The following is a 17,594-nucleotide window of genomic DNA, read 5'->3' on the forward strand; positions in this document are numbered from 1 at the left end:
GTTTCGGAGTCTGTAACGTGACTCATGCGTGAGAACCTAATCATCACATCTTCTGTGCTTTTCAGCTCTCCGGTTCAGAAGCTACCTTCCATGACCACCTTCCCGGACAGCCTTTCAGCCGGTGAACCGTCCTCTCTTTTGGGGCCTGCCATGTACTCCTCTTCCTCATAACCTTTTCTTTTTCTGTTGGAATAGAAACTGCATTTATCATAATCGCGTTTTTTTATTTTGTCAAGCCGCCGCGGGCAAAAACCTTTCTTCTTATGGAAGTTTTAAGATTTCACGCGCTTATTTTCGGTGAATCCGCGATGCACAGTACTGCATTTCTGCGCGGCCGTACGACGCGTAGCGGACCTGTTCTTTCGAAAACGGCTTCGCATTGCTTGGCCGTCCTAGGTTTTCGCCGTGGATCACCTGATCCACAAGGTCGATGAGATCTGCGAGAACGCCGAGGCTGAGCGGATTGTAAACCGGATGCGCCGTCGATTCAAACACCTGCGTGTGATGACCGCCGAAGAATTTCATGCGGCCGCCCTTTTTCACCAGCCACGCCATCAGACCAACCAGACCATCGTAATACTCTTCCAGGCTCGTTCCGCCCGGCACCTGCATCCAGACACCGCAGCCGCTTCCGATCGCATCTCCGGTGAACAGGTAATTCTGTTTCGTCTCCAGCACGACAACACTGCCCGGCGTATGGCCCGGTGTCTGACAGACGGCCAGCTCTGTGCCGCCGAGCGGAATCACGGAATCGGTACGGATGTCATGAATCTCCTCCCACGGTTTTAATTTTCCCGCTGTCAGTACGCTGAGCGTCTCCGGGTCCATCTTCTTTTCGTCGTGGCACATGTAAACCTCGTTGAACTCATCGATATGATACATGTGATCCGGGTGCGCATGCGTGATAACCAGCAGCAGAGGCTTATCTGTCAACTCCCTTATCACCGGCAGAATCTTTGCGCCTGCTGTGATGCCGGTATCAATCACAGCCGCTTTCTCTTCTCCTTCTACCACATAGAATGACGAATTTCCCGCGTCAAGAATACAGTAAATTTTTTCTCCGATTTCTGTTACCTGAAAACCTTCCATTTTGTAAAACCTCCCTTTTGTTCACCGGAACATACTGAACCCTATGTTAAATAAAATCCCCATAACAATAATAATAACCCAGATCAGAGCTGCAATTCTTGCTTTTGGCGTATGGGACTGTGTTCGGAGCGGCTCAGGAAATTCCCCTTTTTTCTCCCAGTCGGCAATCCGTTTTTTTGCCTCCTCTGCCTGCTCTTCCTTCACATAAACAACGCGTCCCTGATACGGTATTCCAGTTGTAATCTGCAGAATTTCTCCGGCTCCTTCGCTTTTTCCATAAGCCATGATTCCATGACGCTGCAGCATCTTTACCATCTTTTTTGTAGTCTGTTCATCTACCGTACGATACACCTTTCGATACCCCATATCTTTCCCTCCTGTGCTTTGTGCCTTAGATCCACCTTCCGCTATTTTATGCTATTTTCTTTTTTTCTCTCAGCATCATCACCCACGCAATCCGTAATCGAAGTTGATTGTGAGCAGCATCGTAATCTGGCCAAGTGAAATATGATATCAATGTCCTGCATTCTCTTCTCCGATGATAATCGAAAGCAGCGTATGATCCAGCATGATCGTGCGGTTCCACGGATTGAAAATCACACCGCTGATCTCCTTTGTTTCGGATGCCATGTGGATCAGCTGTTCCAGACTCACGAGAAACGTAGATTTCACGCTGCTGCTCCCCTTTAATTCCTCATCAAAGCTCGTAAACGCGGCCCACCAGACTTTTCCGTCTGCGCTCTTTACCGTTCCGATCCGGATCTGATCGTCGCCGGATGGCGGTTCCACGGAAAGAATCGCCTGTCCGCCCTCTTTCATTCTGCGGCGGATTACCGTCAGCACATGTGCCAGCAGTTCCGGCGTCGGCTCCTTTTGCAGTCCCAGAATTGCTTCCTCTATCGTTTCATTCCCCTGCAGCCCTTCGTCCTTTGGAGTTTCCATTTTTTTTGCCATTGCTCTTGTCCTTTCTTTTTCGCTTTTCCCACACAGAATCTGTGTACCATCATCCCCGGCAGCTTCGGCACTTCCGATGACCTTTACTCTGCGCCTACCCAGATGCCATCTTCCCCGCAGAATCTGCACTCTTTTGATAAATCCAAAACGTTTTCCATCCGCTTTAAGATCTGATCGTACTTCCCTTCCCGCATCAATGCAATCGTCACCTGATCCGTTCCGATCTGCAGATGGCGGAAGCCGCGTTTTCCTTCCTCCGTCCACGGCAGAGTCAGCTCCAGTTCAAAGCCGCCGCTGCTTCCGTACAGCTCACCCGGCTGTTCGTCCGCAAACAGCTCGAAAAGCGGCTGATAATATGCTTTGAAATAATTCTCCTCTGGAAACCAAAGTGTCCCGTCCCCGGTCCGCTCCGGCTCTTTTACAACGGCATTCAGATAGCCTCTCTCGTAATACGTCATGCACGCCGCGCTCTTCGCCAGCGGATTTTCATTGATCTTCTCGATCTCCGACGCCGCCCGGCATCCGTTTCCAAAGGCCGCCTGGCTGTTCTCGCTCCTGCCGACCGGCTCCCAGACGCTCCATGCGTTCTGCTTTCCGTATCCGATCAGATCCTGGCGGTATGCACCGTTGTATTTTACAAATTTTTTCTCCCCCGGCTGCTCGATCAGGTTCAGCGGTACCATACAGTCAATTCCGTACAGCTTCTGCGCAATCAGCCGCGTGTAGATGATGCCGAGATAATGACAGATTGCACTGCGCTCCGCCGTGTCGAGATACATAATCTGCTCCGCTTTTGTCAGCTGGTCGCCGCGTGTTTCGAGCACACTCTCCACCATCGCAATCCGTGACTGCAGCTCCGCCTTCCGTTTTCCGCGGTAGCGCGCCGACAGACGGCCGTACGGCATCGTGCTTGCAAGAACCGCGTGCAGCAGCTCCAGATTCGTGTATTTGATCATAATATCTTTCTTATTTAAACCGAGCTCTGCGTCGGTATCGACTTCCGTCACATTGATGATATATGTTTTTTCTTCGGTCAGTATCATTTGTTTTGCCTCTCTTTTTCAGTACTCTCTTCCATGCTCCTTCAGCCAGCTCTGCCACACTTTGTAATCGGGCATCTGCTGTGCCACCACCGCGTAAAACCGCGCGGAATGGTCCATCTCTTTCCGGTGCGCCAGCTCGTGGATAACGACGTAATCCATCACGTGCTCCGGCATCAGCACCAGCTTCCAGTTGTAGTTCAGGTTTCCGGCGCTGCTGCAGCTGCCCCAGCGGGTTTTCTGCTCACGAATTGTGATTCTGCCATACGTTACGCCCATCTCTTTTGCAAAATGTGCCGTCTTTTCCGCCAGCATCTGCGCCGCACGTTTAACCGCCGCTTTTCGTTCTGCTTCCGTCAGACGGTTCGCTGCTTTCTGCTCTGCGGCCGCCAACGCTTTTTCCCGGTGTGTGTGAATCCAATCCTGTTTTTCTTTTAAGAATGCTTCGATTTTGTATTTTGCCATCCGTTTCGGTGCGCGCACCACCACGCTTCCATCCGCTTTGACCTGGACGGCGAGCGTTTTACGGGCGGAATACACGATCTCATAGGGAATCTGTTTTAAAATCCGTTCTGCGCTGTCTTTCTGTTCCATTTATTTTTCCTCAAAAGCTGTCTGTTTTACCATTTTTTTGCCTGTTTTTCATTATACCTTTTTCCCGGCGGAAACGCAATCGGATTGCTCACAGAAAAAAACGCGAGCAGAATCACCGTTTTTCTTCCGGCAATTCTGCTCACATTTTTCCTTCTCTTATTTCAGCTCAATTTTTTTCTGCTTTCTTCGGATGCACAGCCTCACAAATAAAATCGCCGCCTGCACACAGAGAATCATCACCAAAATTCCAATCATGGACAGCGCTGTTGCCCCCAGTCTGATCAGTTTTCCCATTCTTTTTTCCTCACTTTTCTTTCTATCGTGCCAGAACCGGATCGGCTGCCGCATCCCACAGCAGGCTGTCCGTCTCACTTTGTTCCAGGTATCCATATTTTACCATTGCCGCCAGCACCTGCTTTTCCCGCTGCAGCGCCAGATCCGCGTGGCGCGACGGTGCGTAGGCGGACGGTGCATTCGGGATTCCGGCGAGGAGAACGGCTTCGCTGTCGGTCAGATCCTGCGGCTCTTTTCCGAAATAACCACGCGATGCTTCTTTGAGTCCGTAATAGCCATCCCCGAAATAAATAGTGTTGATGTACAGCTCCAGAATTTCTTCCTTGGAGAGCTGTCGTTCCACATAGAGTGCTGTCCACGCCTCTGCCGCTTTTCTGGCAAGTGTCTTATTCTGATCGTAATACATGTTTTTTACCAGCTGCTGTGTGATAGTACTGCCTCCCTGCTCCGGTTTCATCACGCGGATGTCATGTACAACCGCGCGCGCCATGCTGATCCAGTCTATCCCGTGATGTGTGTAATACCGGTGATCCTCGACAGCAAGCACCGCTTTTTTGTACAGCTCCGGCACCTGTTTCAGGGGAACCCACTGTGCTTCGCTTCTGATTTCCTCTACCGCCTGCGCGAGCGGCTTTTCCTTCACTGCCTTCTGATAGGAAACATATCCCTGGATTGCCCAGAACATTCCGGCCATCAGCAGGATCAGGCAGAAAAATGCCAGAAAACCTCCAACCATTTTTCCCGCTGTTCCCCGGTGTTTTCGTGTTCTTTTTCTCATAGTTTCAAACCCCTTTGTTGTTCTTTCCTGCTTTCTATCCTACCATATCTCCCTTAACGCCTTCTTGCCTCTTTCTTAGGAATTCATTAAAATTTTGAAACTGTATGAAATGCATTTTGCACGTTTTTTCAAATAACCGCTGCTGCTGCGGAATACTTTAACCGAATCAGGCAAGTAGCGAAGCGGATTGCGAATATCCGCTTGACAAAACAGAAAAAGACAGACACCTGGCAGATTGTCAGGATGCCTGTCTCTTGTTTTTATCTTTTGGTTTTTCAGAAACGCTCTGTGATTATGCTGCGGTTCCGTAGTTCATTACATGAGCTGCTGACAGTGCTTTTCGAACGGCTACACCGAGAATTTCAGCTACTACAACGGAAATCACATCTTTTACGATGTACGGAACGGAAACTGCCAGGAACGAAGCCGGGATCGTGTTTCCTGTTACAATGGAAAACTGTACCACACCGAATGCGTGACATACCGCAAGACCTGCGATTCCAAGAACGAATGGTTTGCCCGGGAAGCCTTTTTTAATTCCGGCACCGCAGAGCATTGCCATCGGAATAAATCCGAAAATAAAGCCGCCGGCCGGTCCGAGAAGAGCGCCGAATCCACCGCTCATGCCGGCATAAACCGGAACGCCGATCGCGCCGAGGATCAGATAAAGAGCGGACGATGCACCTCCCAATTTCCAGCCAAGCACGTAGCCGCAAAATGCCATTGCAAAGGTCTGCAGCGTCACCGGAACGCCGGTCGGAAGCGGAATCGTCACAATGGACAGTACCGCAAGCACTGCCGTCATCATGCCGGTCAGTACAATCTGTTTTGTGGTAAGTTTTGATTTTTTCATGAATGTAAATCCTCCTCGCAGGTTCTTGTATCCAATTCTTTCTGCTTTTGAATTGTTAACCTTGTTTCAATATAGGTTAATATTTTATTTTTGTCAATCCCTTTTTTTAAAAACACAGAGTGTTCTGCTACGATTCTGTTACACTTCCTGAAAATAACGGTCACCCTCTTGTTTTCTGTTTTCTTTCTATGGTATACTGTATAGTCTCGGAGTTTTTCCGTGAATGTTCACCCGATACAAACGATGAATTTTTATTCCATTTGAAAGGAGATACCCTCTATGAAACCTTCCGAAAATCCTCTCGGCTCGGAACCGGTCAGCTCTCTTTTGCGGCGTTTTGCGATTCCGAGCGTCATCGCGATGCTCGTCAGCGCCCTCTATAACATGGTAGACCAGCTCTTTATCGGTCACAGCATCGGCGTGCTCGGAAACGCAGCGACCAACGTAGCGTTCCCACTCAGCATGGTCTGCACATCCATCGGTCTGCTCTGCGGCATCGGCGGTGCTGCAAATTTCAATCTCTGCATGGGCAGAAAGGATCCGGAGCACGCGAAATCCTATGTTGGAAATGCCATCTCCATGCTGGCAATCCTCGGTGTGATCCTCTGCGTTGCCGTTCAGCTTTTTCTGCGTCCGATGATGCTTCTCTTTGGTGCAACGCCGGATGTCATTGATTATGCCTGTACTTACACCAGAATTACCTCCATCGGATTCCCGTTTCTGATCATCACAATCGGCGGCTCCAACCTGATCCGCGCGGATGGCAGCCCGAAATTTTCCATGCTGTGTAACCTGATCGGCGCGATCGTCAACACGATTCTCGACCCGCTGTTCATCTTCGTTTTCCACATGGGCATGGCAGGTGCAGCGCTCGCCACGATCACCGGACAGATTTTATCGTTCGCGCTCGTTGTCTTCTATCTGCGCGGTTTTAAAACGCTGCCGCTTTCTCTTTCCGATCTGAAGCCGAAAATAGCCTGCTGGGCACGGATCGCTGCGCTTGGTGCAACTCCGGCATTCAACCAGGTGGCAATGATGGTTGTTCAGATCGTTATGAACAACACACTGACCTACTACGGCTCCAATTCCGTCTATGGAAGCGACATTCCGCTTGCATGCGCCGGTATTATTTCAAAGGTGAATATGCTGTTCTTCTCCTTTGTCATCGGCATTTCCCAGGGACTTCAGCCGATTGTCAGCTTCAACTTCGGTGCACAGAAATATGACCGCGTGAAGGACGCCTATAAAAAAGCAGTTTTTGCGGCGACTGCCATTTCCATCGTCGCCTTCCTCTGCTTCCAGCTCTTTCCGCGCCAGATTATCGGCATTTTTGGTTCCGGTTCAGAAGAGTACCTGCATTTTGCAGAGCGGTACTTCCGCATTTTCCTGTTTTTCACATTCCTGAACGGTATCCAGCCGGTCAGCTCAAACTTCTTTACCTCAATCGGAGCACCGAAGAAGGGTATTTTTCTTTCGCTGACGAGACAGATTATTTTCCTGCTTCCGCTGCTGCTGATTTTTCCGTATCTCTTCGGCATTGACGGCGTGATGTACACTGCACCGATTGCAGACCTTGCAGCCGCATCAGTCAGCATCGTTATGGTCGTGCGGGAATTTAAGATTATGGCAGAGCTACAGAAGGCTGCCGCCTGAAAACAGGTTTCTTTCCCGGAGCGTTTCTGCAAAAGACTTTTCGTGAGCTGCGGTCGCCAGAGTCTTGCTACAGATCATTGCCGTGTAAACAGGAAAGAATCCTGTCCGGAAAGTAAAAAATCGTATGCTGTTGCTTTTTCCACAACAGCATACGATTTTTTTATGTGTTATCCACACTTTTCTTTATTTATTCACATGCATCCACATCAGTCCATGCGAAGAATCATGGTCAGGATTCGTTTTGCACAAAGAGCGATTTCGTCGCGGGTGATGTATCCCTTCTCAAATGCCTCCTGTACGCGCTCCTCGTATCCGTTTGCCATCTTGATATCATTTCCGGCTTTTGTCTCGCGGTAATGCTCGCCGTGGGTCCACCAGTCGGTCGTTACCATTCCCTTAAAGTCCCACTCACCGCGCAGAATACCGGTCAAAAGATCCTTGTTCTCAGATGCCTGAACGCCGTTGATCAGGTTGTAGGACGACATGATTGTGTATGGATCTGCCTCTTTTACAATGATCTCGAAGGCTTTCAGGTAAATCTCACGCAGCGCACGCTCGGAAACGCGGGAATCGCTGTCTTTTCGGTTTGTTTCTTTGTTGTTGCAGCAGAAGTGTTTCACACTTGCCCCGATATGCTCGGACTGCATACCGCGTACCATTGCCGCACCGGATTTTCCGGCCACAAGCGGATCCTCGGAATAATACTCGAAGTTTCTTCCGCAGAGCGGGCTTCTGTGAATGTTGACAGCCGGGGTCAGCCAGATGCCGATATTGTTTTCTTTGACTTCCTCTCCGCCGGCTTTACCGATCTCTTCGATCAGCTCCGGATCCCAGGTGCAGGCAAGCAATGTTGCACACGGCCATGCGGTCGTGTTGACGCCACACTGCGGCTGAATGCGAAGGCCTGCCGGTCCGTCTGCGGTCATGATATTCGGGATGCCGTACTCAGGCAGATTTCCCATGCCAAACGTGTTGGCAACTCCTGTGTTCGGCTGACCGCCGAGCAGATGAATAAGTGCTTCTGTCGGAAGCTTATCTACAAACTCGTCGAGCGTTTCTTTTCCTTCGACCACATTCATCAGGTTCGGATTCGTCTTTGCTGCTTCCATAAGCTCGCCAAAGCTCTTTCTCTCCTGTGCTTTGACTGCCGGGAGGAAGCCTTCCAGAGTCAGCTTATCCTGACGCTCCAGTCCTTCTTCCTCGACAGGGCCGTTATCGGTCGGAAGCGCTTCGTAGGTTCCATCCGCAAGGAGACGTTTTTCCAGCTTATGCGGAGCGGCAAGGCTGGTGTACTGTGCAGTCACTTTTGCCTCTGCCAGATCGTAGGTGAAGTCCAGTTTCTTCGCATCTCTTACATTGTTTCCAACGTAGAAGACGTAGCTTCCTGCCTCAAGAACATAGGCAGATTTTGCAACCTTTCCAAGGTCATCAAAAGATGCCATATCTTCCACTGTAAAGGAAAGAACGACTCTCTGTGTCTCGCCTGGCTGCAGCAGTCTTGTTTTCCGGTAAGCGCCGAGCTCTTTGGCCGGTTTGCCAAGCTTGCCCTGCGGTGCGCCGTAGTAGAGCTGTACAACTTCTTTTCCGGCACGTTTTCCAGTGTTGGTAACAGATGCTTTTACAACAATCTTTCCATCCTTCTCTTCTGCACCCAGAACTTCTGTCTCAAAGCTGGTGTAGGAAAGGCCGAAGCCGAACGGATAATTGACCTTCTCCGCTGCGCCAGGAATCGTCTCGAAATAACGGTAGCCAACGTAGATATCCTCGTTGTAATCCACGTAATAAACGGATTTATGGAAGTTCTCGGTGGATGGATAATCCTCGAGGGTTGCTGCGTAGGTATCAACCAGTTTACCGGATGGGTTGACGTCGCCTGTTACAACGTCCGCTGCCGCGAGGCCGCCTTCCATGCCGCCCTGCCATGCCATCAGCACCGCCGGAATCTCTTTGCAGTCTTTGAACCAGCTGGTATCAACCATACCGCCGACGTTCATGACAACGATGACATTTTTAAAGTTTGCTTTTACTTTTTCTACCATGGCTGCTTCGCCGTTTGTCAGGCAGAAGTCGCCGTTTTCGAAGATGCTGGCGCTCAGCTCGATCTGTTTTTTCTCATCCTCAAACAGCTCATAGCCTTCCTCGGTGATCTGGCATTTGCGGTCCCAGCCCTCGCCGGAGAAGCGGCAGATGGTAATGATTGCGGTATCGGTATATGCTTTTGCTTTCTGTACCAGCTCGTCCGGTACTTCCGGCTCTCTTGTCATGCCCGGTACAGCGCCTGCAGCATACTGTTCTTTTACATTTTTCTCATAGAATTCCGGAAGTTCATGGAACAGAGAAACCTCCCCCTCGGCCTCTTTGATCTTCATGCCTTCGTAGAAGTTGCGGATATACGCAACGGTAACGTCACCGCTTCCGCCGCCGCCTTTTACGTAATCAATCGTTCCTTTTCCAAATAAAGCTACTTTTGTGCCTTTTGCGAGCGGCAATGTCTCGTTCTCGTTTTTCACCAGAACCATACCCTCGCCTGCTGCTTTTCTGGAAAGTGCGATATGTTCCGCGCTTCCTGTTACCCTTTTTCCGTCTTTTCCCAGCGGCAGAACCGGCTGGTAAAGACTTCTCTGCCATTTACCCATTTTAAGCTTACCTCCTGTATTTTCTGGTTCGCAGATCGCTTTCCGAACGCGCCCCATTCTGTCTCTATGATACGAAGTTTTGGATGGGATGTCAATTGATTTTTCAGCATTTTATCCTGTTTTTTGTTTCTTTTTCTTTCAGTTTTATTCTATTTTACCAATTTTTTTTCAGGCACCAGTCGTTTTCCTTTCTCTCAAAATCTTGATCCGCAGGTGAATGCTCCGTCTGCGTCTCCCCGATATTTCTGCTGCCTGTCGCCTTCCTGTTATATCAGACACTTTTCTCCTTTTGTGGATTGCCCGAAATATAACAGAGTTCTATACTAGAGCGTGTCTGAAAAATCTCGTGATCCTGTTTCTTTCGGAGATACAACAAAAGAATGGAGTTTTTCTTATGAAGGTACTGATTTTATCCTGCAATACCGGCGGTGGCCACAATGCTGCGGCCTCTGCATTAAAAGAAAGTCTGAATTTTTATCACCACGAAGCCGAGGTTCTGGATCTGATGAGCCTCGGGCGAAAGCATACCTCCGCACTGGTCGGCGGAGCTTATGTGAAGCTCGTCTCCGTTTTTCCGGCCGGCTTCGGCGCACTCTATCAGCTTGGTGAGCTGGTACGGAAATTTCCCTGGAAATCCCCCGTTTACTATGCAAATGCGCGGCTTGGAAATGTGCTTGCAGATTATATTGATCAAAACCATTTTAATGCCGTTGTCACCACACATCTTTATCCGGCGGAAACACTGACCTGGATGAAACAGAAAGGGCGGCTGACGATTCCCTGCGTTGCCGTTGCCACCGATTACGCGTGCATTCCGTTCTGGGAAGAGACGAACTGCGATTACTATGTGGTTCCGCACAAGGATCTGATCCCGGAGTTTGCATCCTGCGGTATCCCGGAAGAAAAACTGCTTCCTCTCGGTATTCCGGTGCGGCCCGCATTTGCGCGCCCTGCATCCAAAGAGGATGTGCGCCGCCATCTCGGTCTTCCCGAGAATGCTCCGCTGTTTCTCGTCATGAGCGGCAGTATGGGATTCGGCAAAGTGCATCTGCTCGCACATGAACTTGTTTCCCGGCTGGAAAACGGCGAACAGGCTGTGATCATCTGCGGAAATAATAAAAAACGGATGCGTTCGCTCCGGCTGCAGTTCCATAAGAACCCAAATGTACATATCATCGGTTTTACACGCCACGTTGCGGAATATATGGCCGCTGCCGATGTGCTGTTTACAAAGCCCGGTGGCTTAAGCAGTACCGAGGCCGCTGTGCGGCGCGTTCCGCTCGTCCACACTGATCCGATTCCGGGTTGCGAAACAAAAAACCGTGCTTTTTTTGTCTCACGCGGAATGTCCGTGACCGGCGCACATCAGAAAGAGCTGGCAGAGGCCGGTATTTCGCTTGCCTGCGATGATGCACGTCAGATTGCGATGCGCGATGCCCAGCGAAAAAACAGCCATCCGCAGGCGGGAACGTCAATTACACACCTTTTGGAAAAATTAGTTTCGGAGTAACTGCTTATGATGCTTACTGCTTATTTGTTTTATAGTTTCTTCGGGTACCTCTCGGGCAGCGTACTGTATTCGTACCTGATTCCAAAATACTTCTGCCACGTGGATGTCCGAACTGTGAATGAAGATCAGAATCCCGGTGCCTTCAACGCCTTTTCAGTGGCCGGACCGCGGATTGGACTGCTCTGCGTCCTGTGCGATATCGGGAAGGGATTTCTGCCGGTATTTCTGGCGGCGCACAGTTCCGCTGTTTCGATGGGTTCCTGGATTTTCGCCCTGATTCTGCTCGCCCCGGTGGCCGGACACGCATGGCCGTTTCTGCAGCCTGCGAAAGGCGGAAAGGCGATCTCTGTCTCGTTCGGCGTGCTGCTCGGCCTCCTGCCGGATCTGCGGCCGGCGCTTCTTCTGGCGGCGTTTTATCTGACGTTTTCGTTGATTCTCATTATCCAGCCACACAATCTGCGCTCGATCGTTTCGTTCTCCGGGTTTGCCGTCGCCGCACAAATTTCCCGATTTCTTCCGTCCGTGCGGCTCGGCAGTCTGCTGGTATCGCTCGTGGTCTGCTTCCGCCATCTTTTCAGCCTGCGGGAGCATGAGACCGAAAATGCTGCATTTACAATTCAGTCTTTGTCTGCTAAAATAAGGAAAAAGCAGAAAAAAGAATAATATTTACAGTTCATTTAAAACAGCGGCAAACAATTTACTTCAGGAGGATTGACACATGATTTCAGAAAAAATGGTAACTCTCGGCACAAAAAAATCGGTAATCCGCGAGATTTTCGAATACAGTAAAAAACGCGCTGCCGAGATCGGCACAGAAAACGTCTTTGATTTCAGTATCGGAAACCCAAACGTGCCGGCTCCGGCCTCCGTTCATGAGACCATCAAGGAGCTGCTCGATTCCAAAGACGATTACTATCTCTTCGGCTACACCTCCGCGCAGGGCGATGCCGATACCCGCGCCGCCGTTGCAGCCGACCTGAACAAACGCTTTGGTACCACGTTCCACGCTGACAACTTCTATATGACCTGCGGTGCAGCCGCTTCGCTCCGCATCGTCCTTGGCGCTTTAACCGTTCCGGGCGACGAGTATATCGTATTTACCCCGTACTTTCCGGAATACCGTGTTTTCATCGAATCTGCAGGCGCAGCCATGATCGAAACGCCGGCTGATTCTTCCACGTTCCAGATCGACTTTGACCGCCTCTCGGCCACTGTCACAGCGCACACCAAAGGTGTTTTCGTCAATTCCCCGAACAATCCGTCCGGCGTTGTCTACACAGAAGAAAGCATTCAGAAGCTCGCTGCTTTTCTGGAAGCAAAATCTGCCGAATACGGCCATCCGATTTATCTGATCGTTGATGAACCGTACCGCGAGCTTGTCTACGGAGACGTGGAAGTTCCGTATCTGACAAAATATTACAAAAACACGCTGGTCTGCTACTCCTACAGCAAATCCCTCTCCCTGCCGGGCGAGCGTATCGGCTACGTTCTCGTTCCGGATGAGGTCGATGATGCAAGAACCATCTACGCAGCCGTCTGCGGTGCCGGACGCGCCCTCGGCTTCGTCTGCGCACCAAGCCTGATCCAACACGTCATCGCCAAATGCGCAGGACAGGTTTCGGATCTTTCGGTCTACAAGAAAAACCGCGATCTGCTGTATGATTCATTAACCGCCTACGGCTTCACCTGCGTTCACCCGGACGGCGCTTTCTATCTCTTCATGAAAACTCCGGAACCGGACGCGTATGCATTCTGTGAGAAAGCGAAAAAACACGAACTTCTTCTTGTACCCGGCGATGACTTCGGTGCACCGGGATTCGTACGGATCGCGTACTGCGTTACCACTGCACAAATTGAGCGGGCACTGCCGGCGTTTAAGGAACTGGCGGGAGAGTATTTTGGATAATTTTTCAACTGTCAACTTTTCTTAAATAGATGTTGGGGTCAAAAGGCTTTTTGACCCCTTTGACCCCGGTATCTTACATATAGTAAAAAACGGACACTGCTTCATCTTTGAAACACAGCGTCCGTTTTTCTTTTATTCTCCTACATCCTGTTTTCCAATCACAACTTTACATCTTTTCTTCCACATCCCTGTTCTGACACACGCATACCGCTCGCTTTCGATGATCTGTTCCATCGCTGCCGCTCCTTTCTTTTGAGCTATCTCAATCGCATAAGGCGGGCAGGACTTGAACCTGCATTCTGTGCCTTATCCTCTACGAAAAATTTGCTGTACGTTCCACAAACATGAAACATTTTTCTGCACAGGTTTTGCCCGGTCAAGCGGATATTCGCAATCCGCTTCGCTACTTGCTCATAACCGAATAACTGCTCCGCAGTTTATCAGAAGGAGCTTACACTCCTCCTGATACAAGCAAGTCCCCACCCACTGCTTATTGCTTTTCGCACTGGAAACAGGGGACTTACTTGATTCGGTTAAACTACCGCCTTATTTTCAGCCACATTTTTTGTGGATACTGATGTGTATCAAATGCTGTTCCACTCTGACTTGCTTTATATCATCGGTGGAGATGCTATTTTCCTGCCTCAGCCTTCTCTCTAAAGCTCAGGATTTCCTTCAGAGACCTTGGTTCATAATTCATCCATGGCTTCATACATCCCACATTGTATGCCTGCGGTCTGCACTCATAAATGTGTCTGCTGCATTCCTGCTTTCTGCACGTCTCTGTTCTTTTTGTGAATGTCCGTGCTTTGTTCTGTATATACTATATTACATATTTTCGATTTTTGCATTTAACTTCTGGTTTAATTTTTCATGTGATATGTTTTCTGGTTTTTCCCAGCTCCACACAGTACTGTCCAGACCTGATTTCCCTTTGGACAGTGCCTTTAGCTCTTCCACGCAGAATTCCGTCGCGCGTACGATGTACTCGTTGGCCATTTGTCTGGTAAGGATGGACAATTTCTCTTCTTTTCTCTGGACGAATTCCCCGCGGACTTCTTTTATAAGACCTTTCACATCGAATTCAGCAAGCTGTGCCAATGGCTCTTCTGTAAGATCCAGCTCCTGGAGCATTTTCTGGGAAAGGCCATATTTTTTCGAAACATATTCATTTAATATCTCGTAGTCCCGATGCAGTTTTTCTACATTTCCAGGAGCGCTCGAATTCCAGCCATGCTCCCCATACATAAATCTCCGATATAGCATATCCTGGATCAGATGAAGATAATAGCCGAGATATAAATCATCCTTCTCCATGTATTTCCCGTATCTGTCGCGGAAAAATTCGAGATCGTATGTGTATCTGGTATTTTCGCAGATTTTCTTCTTTAAATGGCTATTTCCCGCCACCGCCCCATCCGGCAGAATCACCCCAAGAAACAGGCGGTTGATATCTCGAAACGAGACTTTTTTTCTCATCTCCTGTACAATTGCCAAGTGAATCATGCTTGATGCCATAGTGTCCTCTTTTCTAAACAAAATATCCGCATGTTTCCTCTTACATTACCCAGCACCGTTTCTGTATAAAATCAAAGACACTCACAACGAAAGCCGGAATCCTTTGCAACTTCAGTGTAGCAGGGTTCGTACGGATCATGCACCGCGTAAATCATTTACTTTTTTCCATCTCTCTTACAAGATCACAAAGTTCTTCTTCCCAGTCACTGATTTCCGAATACCAGATGCATCCATACACACCTGGAAGTTTCATATTTCTTGAGGAACATACGATAATCTTGGTTTGATTTCCCTGCTCCTGCAGAATCTGAACTAACTTTTCTCCCGCTTCTGTATCGCTGATAGCTCCTGACCTCATTGGAAAATGCATATCTGTTATGATCAGATTGAACGGCTCTCCTGCGTTTTCTGCATCTTTCAACATCTTCAGACCATCTTCTACATTAGACACCTGCTCAACCGATGCCACACTACAGCGGTTACCTAATATTTTTTGAATTGCATTTGCCTTATAAACACTGTCCTCAAAGTTCAGAACCTTCATATTCCGCAGTCTCCTCTCTCATTTCTGTTGTTTGTATCTTTCATACAGCCCTATCTTCCGTTCGCTTTTGTATTCTTTTCAATCACAGTTTAGATTCTATTTTTTCCCAAGTACCTGTCGGGAGTTTTGATTTTCTCATCTTGAAGCCATCCTTTCCAACATTTGCGGCTTTTGGCACCAGCGGCTGTGCTTATAATCTGCTCTCTATTTTAACGGGTTTTATTTGCTTTGGCAATGGTTCTTAATGGTTCTCTCTAAGAGATTCCTCATCATCAGGCGCAAAAACCCTCCCGCCGCACAGAGCACAAGTCCCCGGGCAGACACATTTGCAGGAGGGCTAAAGATCTTAGAAAGTTGGATTTTGCGTTGTCACAGAAAAAGGCACTGTTTGAGCGACAGCGAGTTTGCCTTTTTCTGCGACGCTTTTAGCAAAATTCAAGTTTCTTAGAGCCTCTTGCCTTCCGAAACAGTGCCTGTCCGGGGATTTGTGCTCTGTGGGGCGGGAGGCCTTTTACACCGTCCGTCCCCTATTTACTTAATACCCCGTCGACAGCCTTTTTCCATCCGGCATATTTTTTCTCCCGGATTTCATCGTCCATCTTCGGTTCATACACACTTCGTTTCATATTTCCCGCGAGTTTTTCCAGATCGTAGACCCCGGCTGAAATACCGGCCATATAAGCCGCCCCGATGCCGGAAAGCTCCTCCGCGTCCGGAATATTTACGCGTTTATTCGTAATATCACTCTGGAACTGCATCAGATATCCGTTTCGTGTCGGGCCGCCGTCCACGCGGAGCTCTTCAATCCGCATGCCGGTATCCTGCTCCATCGCACGGACAAGATCCGTGATCTGGTAGGCAATGCAATCGAGTGCCGCTTTTACCACCTCAGCTTTTCCTGTGGTGCGGGTAATTCCGCTGATCGATGCCGTTGCTTTCTCATCCCAGTACGGCGCGCCAAGCCCGGTAAATGCCGGAACCAGATACGTGCGGTCTGCCGGATTTGCCTCCCTTGCCAGTCCTTCCGTCTCTTTTGCCGAAGAAATCAGCTTCAGATCATCCTTCAGCCAGGTAATCACAGCTCCGGTGTAGTTCAGGTTGCCTTCCAGCACATAGTCCACCTTGCCGCCTCTTCCCCACGCAAGCGAAGTCACAACGCCGTGGCTGCTCTGAATCGGCTTGTCCCCAATGTTCATCATCAGCGAAGAACCCGTTCCGTACGTTGCCTTGATCATACCCGGTTTTAAGCAGCCCTGTCCGAACAGAGCCGCATGAGAGTCGCCTAATACACCACAGATCGGAACCGGCTCGGAAAACAATCCTTCCATCGTCGTGGTTCCATACACCGCATCGGAATCGCACACCCTGGCCAGCGCACAGACCGGAATCCTGAACATCTCACAGATCTTCTCATCCCATGCCAGTGTTTTCAAATTAAACAACTGCGTTCTCGACGCATTTGAAAAATCTGTTTTAAATGCATGATCCCCCGTCAGCTTGTAAACCAGCCAGCTGTCAATCGTACCCAGGCAGAGTTTCCCGTCTGCAGCACGTTTCTGTCTTTCTTCTCCGCCGTTTCGAAGCAGCCACGCCATCTTTGCAGCAGGAAAATAAGCCGAAAGCTGCAGACCCGTCGCCTCGCGGATCTCCTCTGCGTGCCCCTGCTCCGCAATCTCCTGCGCAATGCCGCTTGCGCGGCCGCACTGCCATACAATTGCCTCTTCCAGCGGTTCCCCGGTCGCCTTGTCCCAGATCGCTGTCGTCTCACGCTGATTGCTGATGCCGATTCCGGCGATTTCTTCCGGTGCAACACCGGACTCTGCCACCAGCGTTTTTACCGTCTGTACTGTATTCCGGTAAATCTCATTCAGATCATGGGACACCCATCCCTTTTCATTGACAATCTGCCGGTGCGGCAAGTCGGTACGGCGGAGTAAATGTCCCTCCCCATCAAAGAGCAGCGCTTTCGTTCCCTGCGTGCTCTGATCAATTCCGATAATATACCTTTTCTCCATTTTTCCAGCTCCATTCCTAAAATTTTATAAATATCCAGATCCCCATCTCGAATAACGCTGAATACACCCTGTTTTTCAACACACCATGCGTCATTTTCTATTGTCGCGGCATTCACCCTGCCCCTATAGGCAAGATCTTTGGCGATTACCACACATTCCAAAATCTTCCGCAGAACGATTTATTCCTGATTATTTCCGCAGAACGATTTA

16 protein-coding genes and 1 other annotated feature (1 of these 17 only partly in view) are annotated in these 17,594 nt (G+C 49.5%); of the genes, 4 read left to right on the forward strand and 12 right to left on the reverse strand.

Annotated elements, in window-relative coordinates; all coding sequences use genetic code 11:
- Window positions 1–178 (reverse strand) — a binding site (T-box leader); it reaches 43 nt to the left of the window's first position.
- A 110-nt stretch (window positions 179–288) separates the two neighbouring features.
- From DW743_RS11760 to DW743_RS11790, 8 genes are all read right to left on the reverse strand, one after another.
- Window positions 289–1,089, reverse strand: a complete 801-nt coding sequence (locus tag DW743_RS11760) for an MBL fold metallo-hydrolase (RefSeq protein ID WP_117761614.1) — start codon at window positions 1,087–1,089, stop codon at window positions 289–291.
- A gap of 21 nt (window positions 1,090–1,110) precedes the next feature.
- Window positions 1,111–1,455, reverse strand: a complete 345-nt coding sequence (locus DW743_RS11765; RefSeq protein WP_117509828.1) for a putative signal transducing protein — start codon at window positions 1,453–1,455, stop codon at window positions 1,111–1,113.
- Between the two features lie 147 nt (window positions 1,456–1,602).
- The gene (locus tag DW743_RS11770; RefSeq protein ID WP_243002073.1) at window positions 1,603–2,043 is read right to left on the reverse strand and encodes an SseB family protein; all 441 of its coding nucleotides are present in this window, start codon (window positions 2,041–2,043) and stop codon (window positions 1,603–1,605) included.
- Between the two features lie 83 nt (window positions 2,044–2,126).
- Window positions 2,127–3,086, reverse strand: a complete 960-nt coding sequence (locus DW743_RS11775) for a hypothetical protein (protein ID WP_117761613.1) — start codon at window positions 3,084–3,086, stop codon at window positions 2,127–2,129.
- Between the two features lie 18 nt (window positions 3,087–3,104).
- Window positions 3,105–3,677, reverse strand: a complete 573-nt coding sequence (locus DW743_RS11780; RefSeq protein ID WP_117761612.1) for a M48 family metallopeptidase — start codon at window positions 3,675–3,677, stop codon at window positions 3,105–3,107.
- A 156-nt stretch (window positions 3,678–3,833) separates the two neighbouring features.
- Window positions 3,834–3,971: a hypothetical protein gene (locus DW743_RS17980; RefSeq protein WP_156327580.1), complete on the reverse strand. Its 138-nt coding sequence runs from the start codon at window positions 3,969–3,971 to the stop codon at window positions 3,834–3,836.
- A 22-nt stretch (window positions 3,972–3,993) separates the two neighbouring features.
- Window positions 3,994–4,749 carry a transglycosylase domain-containing protein gene (locus DW743_RS11785; protein WP_330411459.1) on the reverse strand — a complete coding sequence of 252 codons (756 nt, stop codon included), beginning with the start codon at window positions 4,747–4,749 and terminating at the stop codon, window positions 3,994–3,996.
- Window positions 4,750–5,041: 292 nt separating this feature from the next.
- Window positions 5,042–5,602 (reverse strand): biotin transporter BioY, encoded by a 561-nt coding sequence (locus tag DW743_RS11790; protein ID WP_022461328.1) that lies wholly within the window; start codon window positions 5,600–5,602, stop codon window positions 5,042–5,044.
- 279 nt (window positions 5,603–5,881) lie between these two features.
- On the opposite strand from DW743_RS11790, the gene DW743_RS11795 reads away from it, so the two are divergent.
- Entirely contained in the window at window positions 5,882–7,255 is a 1,374-nt protein-coding gene (locus DW743_RS11795; protein ID WP_117761611.1) for an MATE family efflux transporter, read from the forward strand.
- Window positions 7,256–7,461: 206 nt separating this feature from the next.
- Here the strand turns inward: DW743_RS11795 and DW743_RS11800 are convergent, their stop codons facing one another.
- A complete protein-coding gene (locus tag DW743_RS11800) occupies window positions 7,462–9,891 on the reverse strand; it encodes a glycoside hydrolase family 3 protein (RefSeq protein ID WP_117761610.1) in 2,430 nt (809 codons plus the stop codon).
- Between the two features lie 394 nt (window positions 9,892–10,285).
- On the opposite strand from DW743_RS11800, the gene DW743_RS11805 reads away from it, so the two are divergent.
- Genes DW743_RS11805 through DW743_RS11815 form a run of 3 tightly spaced genes read left to right on the forward strand, consistent with a single transcriptional unit; the run spans window position 10,286 to window position 13,307 of the window.
- The gene (locus DW743_RS11805; RefSeq protein ID WP_117761609.1) at window positions 10,286–11,401 is read left to right on the forward strand and encodes an MGDG synthase family glycosyltransferase; all 1,116 of its coding nucleotides are present in this window, start codon (window positions 10,286–10,288) and stop codon (window positions 11,399–11,401) included.
- Window positions 11,402–11,410: 9 nt separating this feature from the next.
- Window positions 11,411–12,064 (forward strand): glycerol-3-phosphate acyltransferase, encoded by a 654-nt coding sequence (locus DW743_RS11810; RefSeq protein ID WP_117761649.1) that lies wholly within the window; start codon window positions 11,411–11,413, stop codon window positions 12,062–12,064.
- 55 nt (window positions 12,065–12,119) lie between these two features.
- Window positions 12,120–13,307 (forward strand): pyridoxal phosphate-dependent aminotransferase, encoded by a 1,188-nt coding sequence (locus DW743_RS11815; RefSeq protein WP_117761608.1) that lies wholly within the window; start codon window positions 12,120–12,122, stop codon window positions 13,305–13,307.
- Between the two features lie 828 nt (window positions 13,308–14,135).
- On the opposite strand, the gene DW743_RS11820 is transcribed toward DW743_RS11815, so the two are convergent.
- The 3 genes from DW743_RS11820 to DW743_RS11830 form a co-directional block, all read right to left on the reverse strand.
- Window positions 14,136–14,825 (reverse strand): hypothetical protein, encoded by a 690-nt coding sequence (locus DW743_RS11820; RefSeq protein ID WP_117761607.1) that lies wholly within the window; start codon window positions 14,823–14,825, stop codon window positions 14,136–14,138.
- Between the two features lie 151 nt (window positions 14,826–14,976).
- Window positions 14,977–15,369: a response regulator gene (locus tag DW743_RS11825; protein ID WP_117761606.1), complete on the reverse strand. Its 393-nt coding sequence runs from the start codon at window positions 15,367–15,369 to the stop codon at window positions 14,977–14,979.
- A 527-nt stretch (window positions 15,370–15,896) separates the two neighbouring features.
- Window positions 15,897–17,384: an FGGY-family carbohydrate kinase gene (locus DW743_RS11830; protein WP_117761605.1), complete on the reverse strand. Its 1,488-nt coding sequence runs from the start codon at window positions 17,382–17,384 to the stop codon at window positions 15,897–15,899.
- Between the last annotated feature and the right edge of the window lie 210 nt (window positions 17,385–17,594).

This window comes from Blautia sp. AM28-27 (genome assembly GCF_003480905.1).
In the GTDB taxonomy this organism is placed as follows: domain Bacteria; phylum Bacillota; class Clostridia; order Lachnospirales; family Lachnospiraceae; genus Fusicatenibacter; species Fusicatenibacter saccharivorans.